Here is a 20,188-nt window from a genome sequence, read left to right as displayed (position 1 = left end):
TTCTTTTGATAAACGCTTTATAAAGGCTTCGTCTATCTTCATAATTTTATGTTCCTCTACCGTTCTATCTTCGTTTAAAGGAAGGATGACCGGACAAATAAAGGCTGCGCCGAGTATGCGCTCTTTTTGCTGATGAATAAGTCCTCTTGCAATATAGCCACCGTAAGATTCACCCGCAACGATATAGGATTCACCAGGCAGAATCGCTTCGACAAAATCTGAAACAGCACCCAACATCTCATCAGACGAGCTGATTTCGTGATAGTTTTTTGTCATGCCCATTCCTGGTAAATCAATATAAATACGGCGCCATCCGTCCCTTTCAGCAACTATCGGTTCCATACAACCACTCATTAAGCGATGGTCCGGTGTATAGCCGTGTAGCATCACAATCGGTTTCCCTTCCCCTATATCCTCATAATAAATATCAGCTTGTCGCACTTTGCAGTAGGGCATATTAATCCTTCTTTCTCTAAAAGTCTGTGTTCCGCAACATTGACGAAAGCGTATTCGCAGTTTAACATAACAGAGAAATCACCGTACAATGAAATGCTCAAAGATTTATTCCACTACAACACGAAAAAAGCCACAGCCCTAAGCTGCAGCCTCTCTCCCATATTAATGCCCCCCGTGCTCATCATCTTTCTCATCCTCATCTTCTTCAAAAGCGGCTTTTTCTTCCTCAGACACGTCACCCACAAAAATTGATTCTTTTGGCATCACATGCATATCTTTTGCTGTGACATGCGCTTGCACGATGTAAATCCCATCCTCTTCAAAAGTGTGCTTAGCATGGTATAAACCGTCTCCCTCGAGTTTCCCGTCATAGAAAACAGCGTCATCTTTTTTATCCTGTTTCCATACTTCAAATCTCACTTCATCTGCATCCGCAACTGTCTCACCTTTATAAGTCACTTCAGCTTTTAAATCTACTTCTTCATTCAGTGGCGCTTCGTCCTTCATCGGGATTTCTACTTCCACCATTTCAACCGTCTCTTCTTTTTGGGGTTCTTTCTCTTTTTCAGCCGCATCGTTGCCACATGCAACAAGCACCATTAACCCAGCAACACACATCGTTTTTCCAATCCATTTCATCTTCTTCTACCTCCATTATTTTAACATTGGTAACGTCACAATGGCCGTCGTTCCTTTGCCTTCTTCTGATTGTAACTGAAACTTCCCTTGATGCTTCGCAACAATTTGTGACACGATTGACAGTCCTAACCCTGTGCCGCCATCGCTTCGACTCCGTCCTTTGTGCACCCGGTAAAATCGTTCCGTCACTGCTGGCAAATCAACAATAGGGATGCCACTTCCTTGGTCTGCCAACACAAGCTGGCAGGATGAACCTTCACGATACAATTTAAGTGTGATCGTTTGATTTACGGAAGAATACGTCAGCGCGTTATCGAGTAAGTTACCGATTACTTGCTGGAGTCGGTCGCTATCACCTTCCACAATTACCGTCTCATCCAAATCGAGTACAAGCGCCACTTCTTTTTGCTGTGCCCGCAACGCGAACGTTGCTGTCACTTCTCGGATCAATTCGGCAAAGACGAGCATCTGTTCACGCAGCTTATACGTATCACCTTCGAGTTGCGCTAAATCAAGCAAATCATGAACCAACCGTTCCATTCGGGCTACTTCTTTTGTGACAATTGCCATCCCTTTTTCTGTCTTAACGACGCCTTCGGTTACAGCCTCGGCGTAGCCCTTCATGTAACTAAGCGGTGTCCTAAGCTCATGTGCAACATCTGCTAAAAAAGCACGCCGATTTTGCTCAGTCTCGCCTAACGCTTGTGCGAGACGATTGATTGCATGAGCCAACTCAGAAAATTCCACTGTAGACTGCTTTGTTGGCAAGCGTGCCTGCAAATCGCCCAGAGCCATTTTTTTTGCCTGTTCTTTTACTTGTAATAATGGATCGACCAAACGGCGGCTCACACGATGACCAACAAAGGCAATCGCTACAATTACAAGCATAATCATTCCATAAAGTAAGGGCTGCACTTCAGAAAACGCTTCGTACACATCAGCTAATGGCAAGGAACTGAATACAACCCCCTCAAGCCGCTCGTCGACGATAAGCGGTAAGACTACCCCAAGCAATTCTTGGTTAAAACGAGGATGCGCCCGCCGCACAACAACCGTTTCTCCTTGTAGTAGTTGCTCACGCTCTGCTAGTGTAATGAGATGATAATCGGTATCTTCTTCAAATAACGCACCACTTGCCAACACCATTGGATCCTCACTATACGTGAACGTTTCTTCCGAGCTGCCATTCGCCCATGTGACACGATCTTGGAAATACTCTTGTGCGCCCTCCGTTTCATAAATATGAACAAGTGCCTCACCCTCTAACAACATCATTTCCAATTGTTTATCAACATAAAGCCGTTCGTATAAAAAAAATAGTAGCGCAAGCACCGCAACAACGAGCAACAACATGACGACAACGATGCCTGCCCACACTTTCGTTCGAATCGACCATTGCCTCATCGTGCACCCTCAAATTTATAGCCAATACCCCATACCGTCTGAACGAATCTCCCTGCTTCACCAAGCTTTAAGCGCAACGTCTTAATATGCGTGTCCACCGTCCGTAATGTACTATGGTCCCGGCATTCATCCCATACTTGTCGAAACAATTGTTCGCGCGAAAATGCTTGTCCCCTATGCTCAGCTAAAAACAGTAAAAGTTCGTACTCTCTACGAGTGAGACGCACCACGTCTCCGGCGATATAAACTTCCCGCCCCCCGCGGTCAATCAAAAGCTCACCAGCAACAATTGTATCCGCCATCCGCGGTACATCATACGACCGGCGCAGTACCGCTTCAACGCGGGCAAGCAATTCTTTCGGACTAAACGGCTTCACCACATAATCATCTGCACCAAGCTTTAACGCTTTAATTTTATCTTCTTCGTGACTACGTGCTGTCAGCATGATCACTGGCAGCACATGCGTCTTGCGAATCGTTTCACAAACGGAAAAACCATCTAGCCCGTCCATCATCACATCTAAAATCACAAGATCAACCGACGAAGATGCGAGCATCTGCAACGCGTGATTCCCATCCGCCGCACATAACACATGGTACGCTTCTTTTTTCAAATAGAGGGAAACGAGCTCCCGTAATTCACGCTCATCATCAACGACAAGCACTGTTTTCATTGTGTTATTCATGCCATTCCTCCATCAACATTGCATGAGGTCCTCCAGCAACTGGCACTTCTTTTTTAACCGTGAATGTCGCCTCATCAATGATCGAGATTGAATCGCTATCAACATTACTTACGTACAGCGCCCCGTCTCGACGATAAATATAATTCGGGTTTTGACCGACACGTACCGTGCGTGTCACTTGTTGTGCTTCTCGGTCTATTTCATACAAATGAGCATCCCCGTGCGAAACAACATAAAGAGAGTGCCCGTCCGCACTGGCTATCGTGGCAATCGGCATTAAGCCCACCTCTACTTCAGCAACTTGTTCGCCTGTACGCACATCATACGCATACACTGACTTGTTCAACTCACCAATCGCTCCGTGTCCACCAATCCATAACCATTGTCCATCGAAAAATAGTCCCGTTGCCCGGTCTTCTACCGTAAAAGTGCGCGTAACAGCCTCCTTGTTCAAGTCAATCTCACTGACTTTACAAGCAGATACATCAAGTACAAACAAACGATCGTCGCCAGAAAGTAGCAGTTCATCGGGCACACCTGCAACCTCTATCGATACTTCCAAAGACTTTGTTTGAGGATCAATCCGATGCACTTGCCCGGTCTTAGGATCAGCAACATAAACACGGTTCCGTTCTTCAGAAAAGGCAACATCACTGAATCCCGACCCCACATCTGTTAATGGAGTAAGAACACCTTCCTTTTTTGCAAGTTGTTGTAATACCCCGGACTGTTTTTGTAACGCCCATAAATACGCGTCATTGACTTGGATCATTTTTTGCCATGCCTCTTCTAATGGGACTGTCTGCACAACTTCATATGTATGTGGGTCCACAAATGTTAGCGCAGGATCTTTCAAATGAGATACAACTAAAAAAGGACTCCCTTCTTCTGGTAAAGTCACTCTCGCTTCCTTGACGCACGCACTAATCAAAACCACGACAATCAACATCAAGCTCACACGACGCATCCTCTCACCCCCAAGCAACTATCTTTAGCTTACAAAATAAATGTGAAATAAGAACGAACTTCTTTCAATTCTTTCACCCTACATATAAAACATACACCATTACAGCAAAGATTGAAATTGTATGGTAAACTATTGAAAGAAACAAACAAATAGGAGGTGCACGTGATGGTTGTCATATCAGGTGTCTCTTTTGAACTCGTTCACGACGAAAAAAACGGCTGGGACGAAGCCGCTTTTCAAGAACGTTATAGTGATGTATTAAATAAATATGACTACATTGTTGGCGACTGGGGTTATAACCAACTCCGGCTACGTGGCTTTTTTGACGACCAAAACAGACGCGCCACTTTTGATAAAAAAATTAGCACCTTGCCCGACTACTTATACGAATACTGCAACTTCGGTTGTGCTTACTTTGTGTTAAAGCGCGTAAAAACAAACGACCGCTTACATAAAAAGAAGGAGCCTTCGTGATTATGTACTTTGTTGATCAAAAACGAATTGAAGCGACACTCACTTATATTAAAACATTACAACCGATGTTAAATGAGCCACCCCTCCCGAGCGATCTCATTACTCGTCTCGCTTTAGAACGTGCAGCAATGGTGACAATTGAAGCAATCATTGATGTTGGCAACCAAATGATTGATGGCTTCATTATGCGTGATCCAGGCAGCTATGAAGACATCATCGACATCCTCCTAGACGAGCGCGTTCTTGAAAAAACAGACGCAAACGCGTTAAAGCAGCTCATCCGCTACCGCAAAACGCTTGCTTACGATTACACAACAATTGACCACACCAAACTTATCACACGGATGAAAGACAGCGCTGCCAGTGTCGCCCGTTTCCCACAAGCCATTCGCACGTATTTAAAAAATGAGCTTGGTACGGTGACCGCGTTTTTGCCAGAGGAGTGAGGAAAGCGCCTAGGACTCCCACACACATTTTTGTCAGTTATTTAATGTGATTTCTTTTCCTTCGTATCTGAAGAAAGGACAAGTAATAGTAACGTTACCCAAAACAGAAGTCCAGACAAATTGAGAAGAAACACAAGCATATCATTATCCTCTCTTCTTAAATCAAAGAGAATATGCACCAACTTCACCACGCCAGTGACACTAAGCACAACGTAAGCTAAAACACGCATGACACCCACCTAACCCCCTCCACTCACCGCCGCCACTCATAATGCACAAACGTCAGGCCATCCTCGGTCGTATGGCCACAAGCACGAAATCCATTTCGTTCCATCACTTTTTGCGAACCACGATTGTCTGGCGTTGTTTTTGCCTGAATGATGTCAATCTCAGCCGGTAAATCCCGGAGCAAGTGCGACAGTGCCGCACTTGCCACCCCTTTTCCTACATACGTTTCACCGACACGATAACCCAGTTCCGCTGAACGTTTTGCTTTGTTTACGTCAACAAGGTTGATTCTGCCCGCAATCTCATCTATTTTCGTTTTAATCAAGTAAAAATAAGAAGTTCCGTCTCGCTGTTCTGCGAGTAATGACTGTTGCTGCTCTACGAATGTAGCCGGATCATAGTAGTCCTCACCTCTGTCAGGCACAAACTGGCGAAAGTACGCGCGATGCCTTTGTTCAAATTGAAACAAGGCTTCTGTGTCACTTTCTTGTAGTGGTGTAATGTTAATATTCATTTTTAAGACCTCCTTATCTCCAGTTCAACTGCAAGCGCCATATGCTTGCCCCTCACAATATCAAAGATTCCCGTACCTTCTTCGGCAACCCTGCCACCACACACGCATACGAATGACCAATCATTTGTTCCATCACCTCGGTCGGGACGTCTGAATCCTGCAGCAACACCGAATTCCAATGCGTTTTGTTCATGTAGTACCCTTGAACAACACTAGAAAAGTCATGCCGGTACTGCTCCACCTTTTCCGGCGCACATTTTAACGTCACGATGTCGTCTCCATTGCGATTTTGACCAAGCATCGCAAACATTTTCCCTCCGACCGTGAAACGAATCGCACCACCCCACTCTTCTTTTACATCTCTTACGGCACCGACTTGTGCCATACACACTTCTTCAATCATTTGTTTCACCAATCATCCCTCTCCAATCCGACCATAATCTTGGAACACTTTCAACATTTTCACGGTTAAGTAGCCTACCCATTCACGCTTTGCTTGCGGCCACGTGTCTTCGTAATGGCCAAACCACGACCAACTCGGTAATACGCAACCATGTTCATTCATTTTCTCAATTTCATGATCTAACTGTGCTGCGATCTCTTTTTCTAACAGTGACGCAAATGGCACCGATGGGGATGGCGCCACATCTAGTGGTTTTGCACCATAATCGTGCCATTCATGGCGATGACGTAATGTGATCTCCCGAACAGTTTCCTTTAATTTATTGAATATGACCTTTTGATCACGTGCAGCCACGCAGGAAAATAGCCGTTGAAAACAATAGAAATCATGCATGTCCATTTTAAGCGGTGCTTTCTCACACTCACAGAGCGCAATCGCTGTTACATCTGCTAAAAAGGTGGTGGGCACGAGTGTTTTATACTCATGCAAATAACCAACCACTTCCGCCCCAGGATTCGCCCATGATGAATGTGTTCCGGGATAATCTCGTCCCTCATCAAAGTGCCACCACGGTGCATGTGGCACGTCATTCACTTCTTTTGGTAAGATCGGCCACCGTTGTTTCTCGTGATCATATTGATTTAAAAAGTATTGGATTGCGCCAGCTACAAGATTGTGACGCTCATCTAAACCGATCTTACTCATACACTGCACCGCCACCGTCGTCGCCAGTACAGACGAAACCTCTAGGCGAACATCCGGCTCTAAACAGTGCCCAAAACCACCATCGTCGTTTTGAAACAAAGCCAACGCCGCAACGACGTTCTCTTTGCTACCACCCTCAAAATAATAACGGTACAATTGTTGATCGAGCGGGCGTGCTTCAGACATCACAAATGCCACCGCACGCTTGAATGCTTCCCTTGACAATTTCATTACCTATCGCCCCCTTCTACACGTAAGCATAAGGTTATCGGCTACCTCTGTCTTGTAAAAAAGCGACATTCTTCGTTAATAAAATAGTTGACTCGGGGTCTTACCGCTATATCTTCTAAAATGACGGGTTAAGTGAGACTGATCTGTAAAGCCATATTGATGGGCAAGGTCTAATACATCAAGACGTCTAGAAAAATAAAGCTGGTGCCACATTTTTTGAAAGCGAATGATATTAAACATCGCTTTCGGCGACATCCCTGTATACATCGAAAACAAACGTTCAAGCTGACGCATGCCGACACCGGTATGCATTGTTAACAACTTCATCCTAATCGGATCGTTTGCATTGATTAACATATCCATCGCATTTAAAAAATCATTGGACATCAGTTTGTTCTGTTGCGCTAGTTTATCGATCAACCAGTGCTCAACAACTTGAATCCGCTGAGCTGTTGTCACCTCACGAAAGCACTCGCTTTGAAGAATTTCTTTTAGGCGTGGGAAAACTTCATCAATTTCCAACACTTGATTTCTACTTCCAGACATATCTGTCATAGAAAATAGCCACACACTCCACGCATAAAATCGGACACCAAAAATGGCATGATATACTGAATCTCTTTCCGTTTTAAAGTGCACATCATTCACGCCCGAAAACCGCACATCATTCACGTAATTTTCTTTATCCAAGTAAACCAATATATCGACACACAAATCAGGAATGATAACTGAAGAACTACGGGAACATGTATCTTCCCAAAAACAGCGTACATAAGACTTTAAAAACGGTTGTGGTTCATATTCTATATAGCCTGGTTGCTTCGGATTAGCCGTCAACGTTTTCACTGGTTCAATAAACCGCATTGAGCGTCCCTCTCCTTACATATTTGTTGACCCATTCTTTATATCTATATTATGATAACAAAAAAGACATAAAATGGGGGTTCATCATGCTACATCACGTTGAATTGAATGTATCAAACCTTACTGCCTCCAAGCAATTTTGGAGTCCACTGCTAAGTGAGCTCGGTTATACACTCTTCCAATCATGGGACAAAGGTTGTAGTTGGAAGAGCGGCGATACCTACCTTGTCTTTACACAAACAGAAGAAAAATACCAGCATCCACCTTACCACCGGAGACGTACCGGCCTAAATCATCTTGCTTTTCATGCCACTTCTCGCAAACAGGTTGATGACATGACTCGTGCCCTTGAAGAAAAAGGGATAAATATTCTTTACAAAGACCGCCATCCATTCGCTGGTGGATCTAATTATTATGCAGTCTTTTTCGAAGACCCCGATCGGATAAAAGTCGAACTCGTTGCACCTGACAAGAGAGAAGAATGATCATGACTACGATCCGCAACGCGACAGTTAAAGACGCAGCTAGTATCGCCCGAGTTCACGTCGACAGTTGGCGCACAACGTACAAAGGCATTATCAACCAATCTTATTTAGATCAACTCTGTTACGAAGAAAAAGAAAAGATATGGCGTGCGTATTTTCATAAAGATACGGGCCTGCCTATCCGCAATGACACAGCCCTCATCGTTGCAACTTGCGATAACGAAGTGGTGGGTTTTGTGACCGGAGGCCCCGAGAGAAAAAAAGCTGGCATTGATGCAGAATTATACGCCATTTACTTGCGCGACACATATCAGCGCCAAGGCATCGGTCAACGCTTACTCTCCAGCCTCATTACTGAACTAGAAAAATGCGGAAACTCACTGAAAAATATGCTTATCCGTGTCATCCCAGACAATCGCCACGACGCTTTCTACCGCAAACTAGGAGCCGTTGACGATCATGAAGTAACCTTTCAACTTAGCGGTCAAACGCTGACAGAGGTTGCGCTTAGATGGGATGATATCCCACGCTTAAAACAGTTGTGCTCAAGCTAGGGATGTGAAGAAAGAGTGATTCTATTGCTCCTTCTTCACATCGACGAGTTTAAAGGTTTCACACACAAGTAGCATGTCCTCAGAAAACACACGATCAATTTTTGACAATTCCTCTGCGAAAAAGGCAACATGAATATTACGCCACTCTTCATACGTGCCTTCTCCTTCAGCCAGCGCAAATGCCTCTGACACCTCCTTAAATGATACGAGCTGGACATCGACATTTTGAACGATCGCAACCGGTTCCTCACGTTCATTTAAAATCACATTGTACTGACCTACTACTGGTAACGGCTCATTTTCGACTTCATAAAATATGTGTGCTGAACACGTTGCCGTCTTCACCCCATCAATCACTTTCTGCGCTAAACCTTTTGGATCGTCCCCAAATTGACACTCTTTCACAATTAGCTCTTGCCCCTTACCTTCCTCTTCTCTGTTCCTGTCCCAAAACATTTCCCAATATTGTTTTGCTGCTTCATTCATTATTCACCATCTCCTTAGTCACAGTGTATCAACACACATCGGGACTGTCACGATTTTTGTCATAATTTCACGTATTCCCACCGTCATTGACAAATATCCCGATATTTTTTATACTGAAGTAAAGTGGATATTGAAATGATTAACATTGGAAATAATACACTTATATAGAAATACGTTACCGTTTGTATCCGCTTTAATTTAAAAGCTTTGATCAGGATCCGTCAAAACTTTTAAATAATCATGTAAGAAAAACCATTTTTAGGGGAATGTAACAAAGACGGTCTTTCCCACTACGTGCGTCACACGTTATTAAACAAGAATAGGAGGCGTTCTCAATGTTGAACGTTCTATGGGGATTAGGCGGCATGCTCGTGATTTTAGGTATCGCCTACTTATTCTCCAACAACCGAAAATCCATCAACTGGCGGACCATCCTCGGCGCTTTGGCACTGCAATTTTTGTTCGCAGTCATCGTGCTTTGGACCGGTCCTGGTAAATTTTTATTAGAAAAGGTTTCAAATGGGGTTCAAGAGGCCATTAGTACTTCCGGAGAAGGTATTGAATTCCTGTTTGGAGGCGTTCTTGGACTTGACGGCATTGGATTTGTTTTTGCTTTCCAAGTACTTCCGATCATCATTTTCTTCTCTGCTGTGATTAGTATCCTTTATCACTTCGGGATCATGCAGTTCATTGTTCGCTATATTGGTGGTGGGATTTCTCGCTTACTTGGTACGAGTCAAGCCGAGTCCATTTCCGCTGCTGGAAATATTTTTGTCGGACAAACAGAGGCACCTCTACTTGTAAAGCCTTACTTAAACAAAATGACGACCTCTGAGTTATTTGCTGTAATGACGGGTGGTATGGCAACTGTTGCCGGCTCTGTTATGGCGGGGATTGCTGCATTAGGCATCCCACTCGAATATTTGCTAGCCGCTACCTTTATGTCTGCACCGGGTGGCTTACTAATGGCCAAAATGCTCATTCCAGAAACAGACGTTAGCGAAACAAAGGATAAGATTAAATTAGAAAACGTCACTGGGTCGGAAAATGTTGTCGACGCTGCTGCAGGTGGGGCAATTGACGGATTAAAACTTGCTCTTAATGTTGCTGCTATGTTAATTGCTTTCGTTTCATTGGTCGCGCTTATCAACTTAATTTTGGGAACCATTACTAATGGTGTTGGGATTGGTACCATTACGCTTGAACAAATCCTAGGATGGGTTTTTGCGCCGTTTGCTTTTATTGCTGGTGTCCCGTGGGCAGAAGCAGTTCAAGCTGGATCTTTTATCGGTCAAAAAACAATTATGAATGAGTTCATCGGTTTCGCATCCTTAATGGACGCGCAAGCTGGACTGTCCGATCGGACGTTTGCGATCACAAGTTTTGCACTTTGTGGTTTTGCAAATATTAGTTCTGTGGCCATTTTAATTGGTGGGCTTGGCGCCCTTGTTCCTGATCGCCGCGCAATCATCGCAAAATACGGTTTCAAGGCGCTACTAGCGGCCACACTTGTAAACTTAATGAACGCTGTCATTGCTGGTATGCTCATTTAGCATAAGCTCCATGCTTCTCTCCCATCGTGCGGAGAGAAGCATTTTTTAATACCCTGTCGCTGTCCTTAACGGCAGTGCCCGAACACCTTGTAAATATTTAGTCATCCGCTCATCATCTGCGGTCTCATATACAAACTTGAATGCGGCGGCCACCTCTTTTGCCAGCGTACGAAAAAGGTCACAAGCACAAAAAAGCGCCTCCCACATCCGATCTATATCTCCATCAGCATAGGTTTGTTGATACATCTCCCAATAGGAATCCGATAAATATTTCTTAAAATCTTTGTTCAGCTTCCCAGTAGAAATGGAAAAACCATGCTTCCAACCAATCCACCACGACACAACTTCATCTAAATCAACCCTGACAACTTGTTCAAACATATACTTTGCATAAGGAACTTCATCGCGCCATAACCCTTTCGCGATGTTTTGTGAACACCACCAAAAGTTGTTACAACAACTAAAAAATTGTTCCGCTGTTGGTTGCTTCACAACATAATCTCGATCCGTCGGAGCAGGAATCGCTGGTAAACAACGATCCTTATCTAATAAAGACTTCGTTAAACTCTCCTTTCCGTATTCTTGCAGCATTGCTTCTTTTGTTTGCAATCGCAGGTCAATCCGATTCCCGTCAGCAAACAACATTAAAAACGCATAGCACTCATTTGTATCGACGTTCATTCCTGGTATATGCGCACATACTTGATCATTTTTATCAGGTTCTTGCATCATAAGTTGCTCACCAAACACACTTAACCATTGTTGATCTTTTACAAATGTAGTAACATCTGTCACTACATACACAATATCATAATCTTGAAACATGTCCTTACGCGCCTTTGGATTTGTTCTCGATCCATTCATATACACCGCGCGAATACGTTCATCTTCTCGCGCCACACCAAGAATCAACTCGTACATCTCTTGTTCACTTCTCATCAACCCGTCTCCTCCTTATTTACAATAAAAAAGCTTGTCATGATGTTACCACCATAACAAGCTTCTTGCAAATTTGACACGTTATTCCACTGTCACACTTTTAGCCAAGTTGCGTGGCTTATCAACGTCACAACCTCGGTGTAGCGCAGCATAATAAGAAATCAATTGCAGTGGTACAACTGCAACGAGTGGCGCTAACCATTCGTGTACACGCGGCAACACAAACGTATCACTCGGTTGTTCTAATCCTTCCATCGACAAAATGATTGGCGATGCCCCCCGCGCAACCACTTCCTGAACATTGGCACGGATATTTAGATTGACATGCGATTGTGTCGTAAGTGCGATAACAGGTGTGCCTTCTTCAATTAAAGCAATCGTTCCGTGCTTCAATTCACCACCAGCAAATCCTTCTGCTTGAATATAAGAAATCTCTTTTAGTTTTAGTGCGCCTTCTAAAGCTACATAATAATCGACCGCACGCCCAATAAAGAACGTGTTACGTGTAGTCATCAAATATGTTTTGGCAATCTCTTCAAATACATCTTTTTGACTACACAGTGCCTCAATCGCATTTGCAACAATCCCAAGCTCTTGCAACGGATCAAAATCTAGCTCAATACCAGATACACGTGCTGTATCGACTGCTAGTAACGTCAACACTGCCATTTGCGCCGTATACGCCTTCGTGGAAGCAACTGCAATCTCTGGCCCCGCAAAGGTATGGAGCGTGAAATCCGCTTCTCGCGATAACGTTGAGCCTGGCACGTTTGTAATTGTCAACGTACGATGACCAAGTTCTTTTACTTTGACGAGCACAGCACGCGAATCCGCTGTTTCGCCACTTTGAGAAATAAACACAAAGAGTGGTTTTTTGGACAACAATGGCATATTATAAACAAACTCACTTGCAATATGCACCTCAACCGGTTTATGTGCAATCTTTTCCATCAGTTGTTTTCCGACAAGACCTGCATGATAGCTTGTTCCGGCAGCAACGATGTAAACCCGGTCGCTTTCTTGCACCACAGTGCGAATATCACTATCGAGGCGCGTCTCACCATCCTCATGTTGGTACTTCTGAATGATGTTACGCAATGCAATTGATTGTTCATCAATCTCTTTTAACATGAAATGATCATACATACCTTTTTCGATGTCACTTGCATCAAGCTCAGCCTGATAAGGTGAACGTTCTTGGATCACACCGTCAGGAGACTTAATTGTCACTGCATCACGATGAACAAGCACAAGCTCACCATCTTCAATTTCTAAAAATTGATCCGTCACCTGTAGCATGGCCATTGCATCTGAAGAAATGACGTTCACGCCTTCACCGACGCCAATTAAAAGTGGGCTTTTATTTTTTGCCACAAAGATTGTTTCTGCATCTTCTTCATCGAGAAGCGCAATCGCATAAGAACCCTTCATAAGTGAGAGTGCTTGGCGTACTGCTTCTTCTGTCTGAAGTCCGTCTTCTTCCACAAGACGGGCGATCAACTGAACAATCACTTCGGTGTCGGTATCACTAGCAAATGGCACACCTACTAAGTACGCTTGTTTGAGTGAATCGGCATTTTCAATCACACCATTATGCACGAGCGTGAATCGACCACTTTCACTTTGGTGTGGATGTGCATTCCGTTTGCTCGGCACACCATGCGTCGCCCAACGGGTATGACCAATGCCAACTGACGCCATCACGTCTTGATCTACTGAGGTACGCAACGTGGCAATTCGTCCCTGCTCTTTAAATACATACGTGCCTTGCTCATTCCGTAAAGCAATACCAGCTGAGTCATAACCCCGATACTCCAGCTTCTCTAAACCAGAAAGCAATGGTTCCTTCGCATCACTGTTTCCGATATAACCTACAATTCCACACATAATTCTTTTCCTCCCGTAGTGGGAGCACACCTACAGGGGCAGACGTGCCCCCACTCTTTGTATTGGTGCATGCGACCTCTGTCTTTGTGCAACAAGTCACCTTGTTGTTTTTACAGAAGCTTACGGCTGTCATGCAGCAACCGGAGGGAATCCGCCGAAGTTCGATTAGCCCTCTCCTCGTCAACTGATCTGTCATCAGTCCTGGCGCTTTAGATGTATGAATAGATCATTCATACGCTCTCCATCTTATAACAAAGTTAAAGAGAAAGTCAACACCTTTTCTCTCAAGCAGTATATTCACTACAGCCATCCGTCGTGCATACATCTTTATCACAAGAAGCGAACACCCAAAACCGTGTCCGCTTCTTTATGTGTAAAGTTATGCACCCAGCTCTTCTTCAACGACCGTGACAATCTTTTTTACATACACCGCACATTGCTCATCTGTCTCTGCTTCTACCATGACGCGCACGAGCGGTTCTGTCCCGGATGGTCTTACAAGCACCCGCCCATTTCCTGCCATTTCATCTTCAACCTTTGCAATCACTTGTTTCACACGCTCATTTCCCTTTACTGCATTACGGTCAGTGACTTTGACATTTACAAGCGTTTGTGGAAACTTTGCCATTTCTCCCGCGAGTGCTGACAGCGACTGCTCAGATTGCTTTAAAATGCTCGCCAACTGCAATCCTGATAGCAAGCCATCTCCAGTCGTGTTGTAATCCAAGAAAATAATATGCCCTGATTGCTCTCCCCCAAGATTAAAGCCACCTTTACGCATCGCTTCCATTACATAACGGTCCCCAACTGCGGTTTGCTCAGAATGGATTTCTCTAGATGCTAGTGTTTTATAAAAACCTAGATTACTCATCACGGTTGACACCACCGTGTCATGTTGCAGTCTTCCTTGATCCTTCAAATAAGACCCAATGATAAACATCATTTCATCGCCATCTACAATATTCCCTTTCTCATCAACCGCAATGAGCCGATCAGCATCACCATCAAATGCTAGACCAATATCGGCACCTTCCTCTACAACAAATGAAGCGAGTGCTTCAGGATGAGTTGAACCACAACCTTCATTAATATTCACACCGTTCGGTGACGATCCCATCGTTAAAATATCCGCATTTAAATCCGCAAAAAGATGTGTCGCTAGAGAAGAAGCTGCCCCATTGGCACAATCTATAGCAATACGTAATCCCGCTAAATCTCCTTCAATTGTGTGCTTTAAAAATTGCATATACTTTTGTGCGCCTTCAAAGTAATCATTCACTTGACCAACACCACCACCAGTAGGTCGCGGCATCTTATCTTCTGCATCCATGTAATTTTCGATCTCGATTTCTTGTTTATCCAGTAACTTAAATCCATCTGATCCAAAAAATTTAATGCCGTTATCCGCTACTGGGTTGTGAGAAGCAGAAATCATCGCTCCGGCGGTAGCGTTTAACTGTTTTGTCAAATAAGCGACACCAGGAGTAGAAATCACTCCTACACGCATGACTTCAACCCCTATAGAGAGAAAACCCGCCGTCAACGCCGCTTCTAACATTTCACCCGAAATACGTGTATCACGCCCAATTAGTACTTTTGGACACTGCACCTCTTTTGTTAAAACATATCCTCCTGCACGACCTAACTTAAATGCCAATTCTGGTGTCAACTCTGTGTTAGCGACGCCACGCACACCATCTGTACCAAAATACTTTGCCATCATTCAAAATCCCCTTCCATCAACTACGACTGCACGTAAACGCGTACTTCTTTCTCTGTTTCAAATTGTACATAAAAAGGACCTGTTACCTTTAAAGGTAACGTATGCTCGCCGTGATCTAACTGGCTCACATCCACTGTTACATGTATATCTTCAGCTGAAATTTGCTTCAAGCGCGACGCAGTACCAAAGACAGTTACATCCACTGTCTCCTCAGACCCCTCCATAAAAACCACTTGCTGGTCGTCATTTTTACCTGTCACTTTGATCGGACGCGACACAAATGTTTTCGACTGCTCCTCCGCTAATTGAAATGAGGCAGTCACTTCTTTCGGTTCAACTCTTTCGATCCCTTTAGGCATGCGCACTTTTGCAGAAAATTTTTCTTCATTAGACATACCCGCTAAGTCAATTGGTTCACTCTCAACAAATTCAATCTCCTCTAGTATATCGTTTGATCCGTAAATCGTCACCTCATTTGGTTCGATTTCTATCTCATCAATGCCCATCCCTTCAGGAAAATCATTTTCTGTTGTCAACTTCACTGGAACAAGTTTTGTTGGACTTGTAATTGGGACTGACACGGACACAAACTTTGGCTCTACATTTAAATCAAGCTCGTTACCGTCCTCATCATAGAGGTAGACCTGGAATTCATCTTCAATACTCTCCATTGCACCTGTCACATCCACAAATACTTTTGCCACAGAAATTTGTTGCAATATATCTACAGCCCCAATGACTTCGACATTGACCGGCGTCACAATGGGTGAACCGACCGTGTATTCATCATCTAATGTCTCCACATTCTTAAGTTCCGCGTGCACCGGAACAGAAGAAACCTGTTTTTCCTTTAATGTTACCGTCGCAACTTGTGGTTGAACAGTGACAGACAAATCACTTGGAAAATTACGGGTCTGTACAACCAACGTTTGTTCTCCTTCTGTCATCACTTCCGTCGCATCAACAAACACTTCCGTCGAACGACCATTTGTTAATTGAAACAACGTAATAGACACTTGAGATCCTTGCAATTCCACACTCACGGTCTCCTGTTGATTGACTAACTCATACCGTGCTTCATCATACAAAACTTTTAATGGGACATTTTCCAGTGTATAAGAAGATTGAGACGCTTCTGGCACAAGCGATGGTTTACCTAAGTAGTCTTGATTCACCATCGCAAAAAGCATGAGCGCAATAAAAAAAGCAAGGATACGGACAAACCAAATACTGTTAAATAATTTATCCATCCTTTTTCCCTCCCCACTGCCAACGAACATCAACTGCTGTGGTTGCACGCACTAGCGACTGCTTGAGCATTTCTTCTAACTGTTTCTCTGTCAATTCACGATACAGCGTCCCATTTTTAGATACAGAAATACTGCCTGTCTCTTCTGAGACGACAACTGTCAAACAATCAGTCATCTCACTAATCCCTAGCGCAGCGCGATGACGTGTGCCAAGCTCTTTTGAAATCGTCACGTCCTCTGACAAAGGCAGATAACAACCTGCCGCTAAAATTTTGTCTCCTTTCACGACGACAGCACCATCATGCAACGGCGTATTAGGAACGAATATATTAATTAACAACTCTGAAGTCAAAACAGCATGGATTGGAATACCAGTCTCAACATAATCATTTAAACCCGTCTCTCTTTCAACTGACACAAGTGCGCCGATCCGTCTCTTACTCATATACATTGACGCTTTCACAATTGCGTCCACTGTCGAATGTATTCGTTCATCTTTTGGTGTAGGTCGACCTGTAAACCACCGACTACGCCCAAGTTGCTCCAACCCTCGCCGCAATTCAGGTTGGAAAATAATAATAATAGCTAAAAGACCAAAAGTCGCCGTTTGCTTCGTAATAAATTCCAGTGTGCTTAAACCTAAAAGATTGCTCACAAACCAAACAATAAAAATCACAGCAATCCCCTTTACCAATTGGACTGCCCTCGTTCCACGAATAATCATAATTAATTTATATACGACATACGTTACAAGCAAAATATCAACAATTTGACGTACATACGTCAGCCATGGCCACACATCATAGTTTAATGAAAGCATATGCCCGCCTCCATATCTCAACTTTAACAACCGAAAAAATTTGTTCATCCTTAGCATCGACATTGTTGCTGACTTTCAACCATCAAGTGATTGGAAAATCAAGAACTTAGTCGTCTTTATTAAAAATAGATACCACGTCGATAAAGAATTGCTTTATATTATACCAAGTCCACGCAAGCGCTTGGTCAATCTCCTCAATTTCACCAGTAACATGACTGACAGAAGCCATCAATGATTCATTGAGCTCACTATTTAACAAAAGGACATCGCCTTTTACCTCTCCTTCAAGCTGAAGCTCTCCATTACGAACCATTAAATCGCCTTCAATCACTGCCCCTTTTGGCACAGTTACAATCCCTTTTTCTTTGTCAATAACAAAAGGACCGTTTCCCGATACAACAATATCCTGACCGCTGTAATCCCATGATGCAAAGACAGATGTCGACATCATTAATAAAAACACCGCTACTGCAACGAGGATTGGATGACGTTGTAACTTCCGTTTGAAACGTGACACCTTCTTTTGCTTTGGTAATTGCGACATCACACATGCCGTGAGATTGGCCGGGGCCTCTATATGAGAAGAACTTTGAATAAACGCTATCGACTTTTTTAACTCCTTCAAATGCTGTTCACAAGCAGCGCAAGAGGACATATGCTGGTACATTGCAGCAGTTTCTTCTTTTGTTGCCTCGCCATCCAAATATCTATGAATGACTTCATTATAAAATTGACAAGTAGACACACATACCCCCTCCTTTCTGTCGTCACAAATGACGCATACGTTTTCTCAGTGCTTCACGTCCACGATGAACCCTTGTTTTCACTGTCGCTATAGGCATATCCATGATCTCGCTAATTTCCTTTAGTGATAAATCCTCTAAATATTTTAATACAATAATTGTACGGTACTTGACCGGTAACTGATTAATCTCAGCTTGTATCCAAGCTTGTTGCTCCATTTTTACAACTTGCTGCTCAGGTAAGTCCTCGCTTGAAGTTAACTGTGATTCATAAGTGAGATCATCCGTCCCTTTAATCTTATCTTGTAAATAAATATCCGGTTTACGCCTTCGTAAGCGATCAATTGCTGCATTCGTCGCCACACGAAAAAGCCATGTTGAGAACTTCTTTGTCAGATCATACTTATCTAAATTCATATAAACACGCAAAAAAGTCTCTTGAGAAATATCTTGTGCCTCTTGAGCATGTCCTACGAGCCGATAAATTACTTGGTACACACTATCTTTATATAACTCAACTAGTTCTGCAAATGCTTGCTCATTACCTTTTTTTGTCTCCCTTATTAAGCGAGCTGTTAATATATCCATTTGATCCCCTACCTACATTGTTATACGGATTCTCCAGACCGATGGTTTCACAAATATCATACCATGAAAACAAGAAAAGAAAATGAACAATGTGGTGATTCCCCAAGAAAAATCAACTCATCTAATATATAATGAAAAATATTTTCTCATCGGCAAAATAAAAGAACCGACACAGGGTGACGGTCCTACTTGTATGAGCCATGAAGGATTCGAACCTTCGACCCTCTGATTAAAAGTCAGATGCTCTACCAACTGAGCTAATGGCTCTATGGCTGGGCTACCTGGATTCGAACCAGGGCATGACGGAATCAAAATCCGTTGCCTTACCGCTTGGCGATAGCCCACCTTAATGGTGGAGGGGGACGGATTCGAACCGCCGAACCCTGAGGGAGCGGATTTACAGTCCGCCGCGTTTAGCCACTTCGCTACCCCTCCATTAAAAGTGTGCATAAAATGGTGGAGGATGACGGGATCGAACCGCCGACCCCCTGCTTGTAAGGCAGGTGCTCTCCCAGCTGAGCTAATCCTCCAAAAAAAAAATGACCCGTACGGGATTCGAACCCGTGTTACCGCCGTGAAAGGGCGGTGTCTTAACCGCTTGACCAACGGGCCATGCCTACTGACGTATTATATAATATCAAATACAGAACTAAAATGCAAGTTTTTTTTGCTTTTGCTTGCTAATATTTTTACCTCGACACATGTTAAAAGATTAAGTATTCGCCCAGATTTGTCGCCAAACAGGTACATTTGCATAAGGTATAGTATCCTTAATGTAAAGGCGGTGTGTACAAATGAGTTATTATCAAGGATGCGGCCCAGTAAGCGGTGGTTGTGATAGCGGTATCGGAAGCGGGTTTGCACTAATTGTAGTTTTATTTATCCTCCTTGTCATCATTGGTGCAGCATATATAAAATAATTGATACGCTACGTGACCTAAACACATATAAAACATCCCGTAACGTGAACGGGATGTTTATTTTTTGATGTAGTTGGCATAAAAAATCCAAAAAAGCACACCCAGTGGGATGTGCTTTTTACACTAACTATCAACCCGGCACCGATCTACGCTCGCAGGGGGAAGCCCCCAACTACTATCGACGCAAAAGAGCTTAACGACCGTGTTCGGCATGGGAACGGGT

Annotated in this window: 24 protein-coding genes, 5 tRNA genes and 1 rRNA gene; 6 read left to right on the top strand and 24 right to left on the bottom strand. The window is 43.6% G+C overall.

The genetic code is table 11. The features are described 5' to 3' along the window. The 5 genes from BLT29_RS12920 to BLT29_RS12900 form a co-directional block, all read right to left on the bottom strand. A partial coding sequence (locus BLT29_RS12920; protein ID WP_141769905.1) for an alpha/beta fold hydrolase occupies positions 1–456 on the bottom strand: 456 nt, incomplete at its 3' end. 162 nt (positions 457–618) lie between these two features. Continuing rightward, positions 619–1,095, bottom strand: coding sequence for a FixH family protein (locus tag BLT29_RS12915; protein ID WP_090776729.1), 477 nt, complete (start codon positions 1,093–1,095; stop codon positions 619–621). 15 nt (positions 1,096–1,110) lie between these two features. Continuing rightward, positions 1,111–2,499: a sensor histidine kinase gene (locus BLT29_RS12910; RefSeq protein WP_090776728.1), complete on the bottom strand. Its 1,389-nt coding sequence runs from the start codon at positions 2,497–2,499 to the stop codon at positions 1,111–1,113. Further along, complete coding sequence (locus BLT29_RS12905) at positions 2,496–3,185, bottom strand: response regulator transcription factor (protein WP_090776727.1); 690 nt, start codon at positions 3,183–3,185, stop codon at positions 2,496–2,498. Before BLT29_RS12905 ends, BLT29_RS12910 begins: the two co-directional genes overlap by 4 nt. Further along, the gene (locus BLT29_RS12900; protein ID WP_090776726.1) at positions 3,178–4,152 is read right to left on the bottom strand and encodes a YncE family protein; all 975 of its coding nucleotides are present in this window, start codon (positions 4,150–4,152) and stop codon (positions 3,178–3,180) included. Before BLT29_RS12900 ends, BLT29_RS12905 begins: the two co-directional genes overlap by 8 nt. A 165-nt stretch (positions 4,153–4,317) precedes the next feature. Here BLT29_RS12900 and BLT29_RS12895 point away from each other — a divergent pair, with 165 nt between their 5' ends. Both BLT29_RS12895 and BLT29_RS12890 read left to right on the top strand, forming a co-directional pair. Next, complete coding sequence (locus BLT29_RS12895) at positions 4,318–4,626, top strand: YutD family protein (protein ID WP_090776725.1); 309 nt, start codon at positions 4,318–4,320, stop codon at positions 4,624–4,626. Between the two features lie 2 nt (positions 4,627–4,628). Beyond that, complete coding sequence (locus BLT29_RS12890; protein ID WP_090776724.1) at positions 4,629–5,072, top strand: DUF86 domain-containing protein; 444 nt, start codon at positions 4,629–4,631, stop codon at positions 5,070–5,072. Positions 5,073–5,113: 41 nt separating this feature from the next. Here the strand turns inward: BLT29_RS12890 and BLT29_RS12885 are convergent, their stop codons facing one another. The 5 genes from BLT29_RS12885 to BLT29_RS12865 form a co-directional block, all read right to left on the bottom strand. Then, positions 5,114–5,311: a hypothetical protein gene (locus BLT29_RS12885; protein ID WP_090776723.1), complete on the bottom strand. Its 198-nt coding sequence runs from the start codon at positions 5,309–5,311 to the stop codon at positions 5,114–5,116. 14 nt (positions 5,312–5,325) lie between these two features. After that, the gene (locus BLT29_RS12880) at positions 5,326–5,814 is read right to left on the bottom strand and encodes a GNAT family N-acetyltransferase (RefSeq protein ID WP_090776722.1); all 489 of its coding nucleotides are present in this window, start codon (positions 5,812–5,814) and stop codon (positions 5,326–5,328) included. A gap of 52 nt (positions 5,815–5,866) precedes the next feature. Beyond that, on the bottom strand, positions 5,867–6,217 hold the full coding sequence (locus BLT29_RS12875; protein WP_090776732.1) for an MmcQ/YjbR family DNA-binding protein: 351 nt from the start codon (positions 6,215–6,217) through the stop codon (positions 5,867–5,869). Positions 6,218–6,229: 12 nt separating this feature from the next. Continuing rightward, entirely contained in the window at positions 6,230–7,153 is a 924-nt protein-coding gene (locus BLT29_RS12870) for a hypothetical protein (RefSeq protein ID WP_090776721.1), read from the bottom strand. Positions 7,154–7,228: 75 nt separating this feature from the next. Beyond that, the gene (locus tag BLT29_RS12865; RefSeq protein ID WP_090776720.1) at positions 7,229–8,017 is read right to left on the bottom strand and encodes an AraC family transcriptional regulator; all 789 of its coding nucleotides are present in this window, start codon (positions 8,015–8,017) and stop codon (positions 7,229–7,231) included. 86 nt (positions 8,018–8,103) lie between these two features. Between BLT29_RS12865 and BLT29_RS12860 the strand changes: the two genes are divergently transcribed. Further along, the gene (locus BLT29_RS12860; protein ID WP_090776719.1) at positions 8,104–8,502 is read left to right on the top strand and encodes a VOC family protein; all 399 of its coding nucleotides are present in this window, start codon (positions 8,104–8,106) and stop codon (positions 8,500–8,502) included. A gap of 2 nt (positions 8,503–8,504) precedes the next feature. Beyond that, positions 8,505–9,056, top strand: coding sequence for a GNAT family N-acetyltransferase (locus BLT29_RS12855; protein WP_176763926.1), 552 nt, complete (start codon positions 8,505–8,507; stop codon positions 9,054–9,056). Positions 9,057–9,077: 21 nt separating this feature from the next. Here BLT29_RS12855 and BLT29_RS12850 read toward each other — a convergent pair whose 3' ends face one another. Then, positions 9,078–9,542 carry an ASCH domain-containing protein gene (locus tag BLT29_RS12850; protein WP_090776717.1) on the bottom strand — a complete coding sequence of 155 codons (465 nt, stop codon included), beginning with the start codon at positions 9,540–9,542 and terminating at the stop codon, positions 9,078–9,080. 338 nt (positions 9,543–9,880) lie between these two features. Here BLT29_RS12850 and BLT29_RS12845 point away from each other — a divergent pair, with 338 nt between their 5' ends. Then, positions 9,881–11,095, top strand: a complete 1,215-nt coding sequence (locus BLT29_RS12845; protein ID WP_090776731.1) for a NupC/NupG family nucleoside CNT transporter — start codon at positions 9,881–9,883, stop codon at positions 11,093–11,095. A 45-nt stretch (positions 11,096–11,140) separates the two neighbouring features. On the opposite strand, the gene BLT29_RS12840 is transcribed toward BLT29_RS12845, so the two are convergent. From BLT29_RS12840 to BLT29_RS12785, 12 genes are all read right to left on the bottom strand, one after another. Further along, a complete protein-coding gene (locus tag BLT29_RS12840) occupies positions 11,141–12,034 on the bottom strand; it encodes an aminoglycoside 6-adenylyltransferase (RefSeq protein ID WP_090776716.1) in 894 nt (297 codons plus the stop codon). Positions 12,035–12,115: 81 nt separating this feature from the next. Then, a complete protein-coding gene (gene glmS, locus BLT29_RS12835; protein WP_090776715.1) occupies positions 12,116–13,921 on the bottom strand; it encodes a glutamine--fructose-6-phosphate transaminase (isomerizing) in 1,806 nt (601 codons plus the stop codon). A gap of 379 nt (positions 13,922–14,300) precedes the next feature. Continuing rightward, positions 14,301–15,641 carry a phosphoglucosamine mutase gene (gene glmM / locus BLT29_RS12830; RefSeq protein ID WP_090776730.1) on the bottom strand — a complete coding sequence of 447 codons (1,341 nt, stop codon included), beginning with the start codon at positions 15,639–15,641 and terminating at the stop codon, positions 14,301–14,303. 23 nt (positions 15,642–15,664) lie between these two features. Continuing rightward, complete coding sequence (locus BLT29_RS12825) at positions 15,665–16,894, bottom strand: CdaR family protein (protein WP_176763925.1); 1,230 nt, start codon at positions 16,892–16,894, stop codon at positions 15,665–15,667. Then, complete coding sequence (gene cdaA / locus BLT29_RS12820) at positions 16,887–17,714, bottom strand: diadenylate cyclase CdaA (RefSeq protein WP_090776713.1); 828 nt, start codon at positions 17,712–17,714, stop codon at positions 16,887–16,889. The genes BLT29_RS12825 and cdaA overlap by 8 nt, the downstream gene beginning before the upstream one ends. Before the next feature lie 106 nt (positions 17,715–17,820). Next, positions 17,821–18,459: an anti-sigma factor family protein gene (locus tag BLT29_RS12815; RefSeq protein WP_090776712.1), complete on the bottom strand. Its 639-nt coding sequence runs from the start codon at positions 18,457–18,459 to the stop codon at positions 17,821–17,823. 22 nt (positions 18,460–18,481) lie between these two features. After that, complete coding sequence (gene sigW / locus BLT29_RS12810; protein WP_090776711.1) at positions 18,482–19,045, bottom strand: RNA polymerase sigma factor SigW; 564 nt, start codon at positions 19,043–19,045, stop codon at positions 18,482–18,484. Between the two features lie 194 nt (positions 19,046–19,239). Continuing rightward, positions 19,240–19,312: transfer RNA gene (locus tag BLT29_RS12805), tRNA-Lys, on the bottom strand. Positions 19,313–19,314: 2 nt separating this feature from the next. Then, positions 19,315–19,389 (bottom strand) — tRNA-Gln (locus BLT29_RS12800). Between the two features lie 6 nt (positions 19,390–19,395). Continuing rightward, positions 19,396–19,480: transfer RNA gene (locus BLT29_RS12795), tRNA-Tyr, on the bottom strand. 19 nt (positions 19,481–19,499) lie between these two features. Continuing rightward, positions 19,500–19,575 (bottom strand) — tRNA-Val (locus BLT29_RS12790). 10 nt (positions 19,576–19,585) lie between these two features. After that, positions 19,586–19,657, bottom strand: a tRNA-Glu gene (locus tag BLT29_RS12785). Between the two features lie 182 nt (positions 19,658–19,839). Here BLT29_RS12785 and BLT29_RS12780 point away from each other — a divergent pair. Further along, positions 19,840–19,965, top strand: coding sequence for a YjcZ family sporulation protein (locus BLT29_RS12780; RefSeq protein ID WP_090776710.1), 126 nt, complete (start codon positions 19,840–19,842; stop codon positions 19,963–19,965). A 133-nt stretch (positions 19,966–20,098) separates the two neighbouring features. Here the strand turns inward: BLT29_RS12780 and rrf are convergent. Beyond that, a 5S ribosomal RNA gene (gene rrf / locus BLT29_RS12775) occupies positions 20,099–20,188 on the bottom strand; the annotation flags it as partial.

This window comes from Shouchella lonarensis, from assembly GCF_900096965.1.
Lineage (GTDB): Bacteria > Bacillota > Bacilli > Bacillales > Bacillaceae_D > Shouchella > Shouchella lonarensis.
The sequence above is the reverse complement of the archived record's forward strand: the minus strand, read 5'-3'. Positions and strand labels throughout refer to the sequence as shown.

Coding starts and splice junctions, on each gene's coding strand:
- BLT29_RS12915 (WP_090776729.1), bottom strand. CDS start 1,095: ATGAAATGGATTGGAAAAACGATGTGTGTTGCTGGGTTAATGGTGCTT.
- BLT29_RS12910 (WP_090776728.1), bottom strand. CDS start 2,499: ATGAGGCAATGGTCGATTCGAACGAAAGTGTGGGCAGGCATCGTTGTC.
- BLT29_RS12905 (WP_090776727.1), bottom strand. CDS start 3,185: ATGAATAACACAATGAAAACAGTGCTTGTCGTTGATGATGAGCGTGAA.
- BLT29_RS12900 (WP_090776726.1), bottom strand. CDS start 4,152: ATGCGTCGTGTGAGCTTGATGTTGATTGTCGTGGTTTTGATTAGTGCG.
- BLT29_RS12895 (WP_090776725.1), top strand. CDS start 4,318: ATGGTTGTCATATCAGGTGTCTCTTTTGAACTCGTTCACGACGAAAAA.
- BLT29_RS12890 (WP_090776724.1), top strand. CDS start 4,629: ATGTACTTTGTTGATCAAAAACGAATTGAAGCGACACTCACTTATATT.
- BLT29_RS12880 (WP_090776722.1), bottom strand. CDS start 5,814: ATGAATATTAACATTACACCACTACAAGAAAGTGACACAGAAGCCTTG.
- BLT29_RS12875 (WP_090776732.1), bottom strand. CDS start 6,217: ATGATTGAAGAAGTGTGTATGGCACAAGTCGGTGCCGTAAGAGATGTA.
- BLT29_RS12870 (WP_090776721.1), bottom strand. CDS start 7,153: ATGAAATTGTCAAGGGAAGCATTCAAGCGTGCGGTGGCATTTGTGATG.
- BLT29_RS12865 (WP_090776720.1), bottom strand. CDS start 8,017: ATGCGGTTTATTGAACCAGTGAAAACGTTGACGGCTAATCCGAAGCAA.
- BLT29_RS12860 (WP_090776719.1), top strand. CDS start 8,104: ATGCTACATCACGTTGAATTGAATGTATCAAACCTTACTGCCTCCAAG.
- BLT29_RS12855 (WP_176763926.1), top strand. CDS start 8,505: ATGACTACGATCCGCAACGCGACAGTTAAAGACGCAGCTAGTATCGCC.
- BLT29_RS12850 (WP_090776717.1), bottom strand. CDS start 9,542: ATGAATGAAGCAGCAAAACAATATTGGGAAATGTTTTGGGACAGGAAC.
- BLT29_RS12840 (WP_090776716.1), bottom strand. CDS start 12,034: ATGAGAAGTGAACAAGAGATGTACGAGTTGATTCTTGGTGTGGCGCGA.
- glmS (WP_090776715.1), bottom strand. CDS start 13,921: ATGTGTGGAATTGTAGGTTATATCGGAAACAGTGATGCGAAGGAACCA.
- glmM (WP_090776730.1), bottom strand. CDS start 15,641: ATGGCAAAGTATTTTGGTACAGATGGTGTGCGTGGCGTCGCTAACACA.
- BLT29_RS12825 (WP_176763925.1), bottom strand. CDS start 16,894: ATGGATAAATTATTTAACAGTATTTGGTTTGTCCGTATCCTTGCTTTT.
- cdaA (WP_090776713.1), bottom strand. CDS start 17,714: ATGCTTTCATTAAACTATGATGTGTGGCCATGGCTGACGTATGTACGT.
- sigW (WP_090776711.1), bottom strand. CDS start 19,045: ATGGATATATTAACAGCTCGCTTAATAAGGGAGACAAAAAAAGGTAAT.
- BLT29_RS12780 (WP_090776710.1), top strand. CDS start 19,840: ATGAGTTATTATCAAGGATGCGGCCCAGTAAGCGGTGGTTGTGATAGC.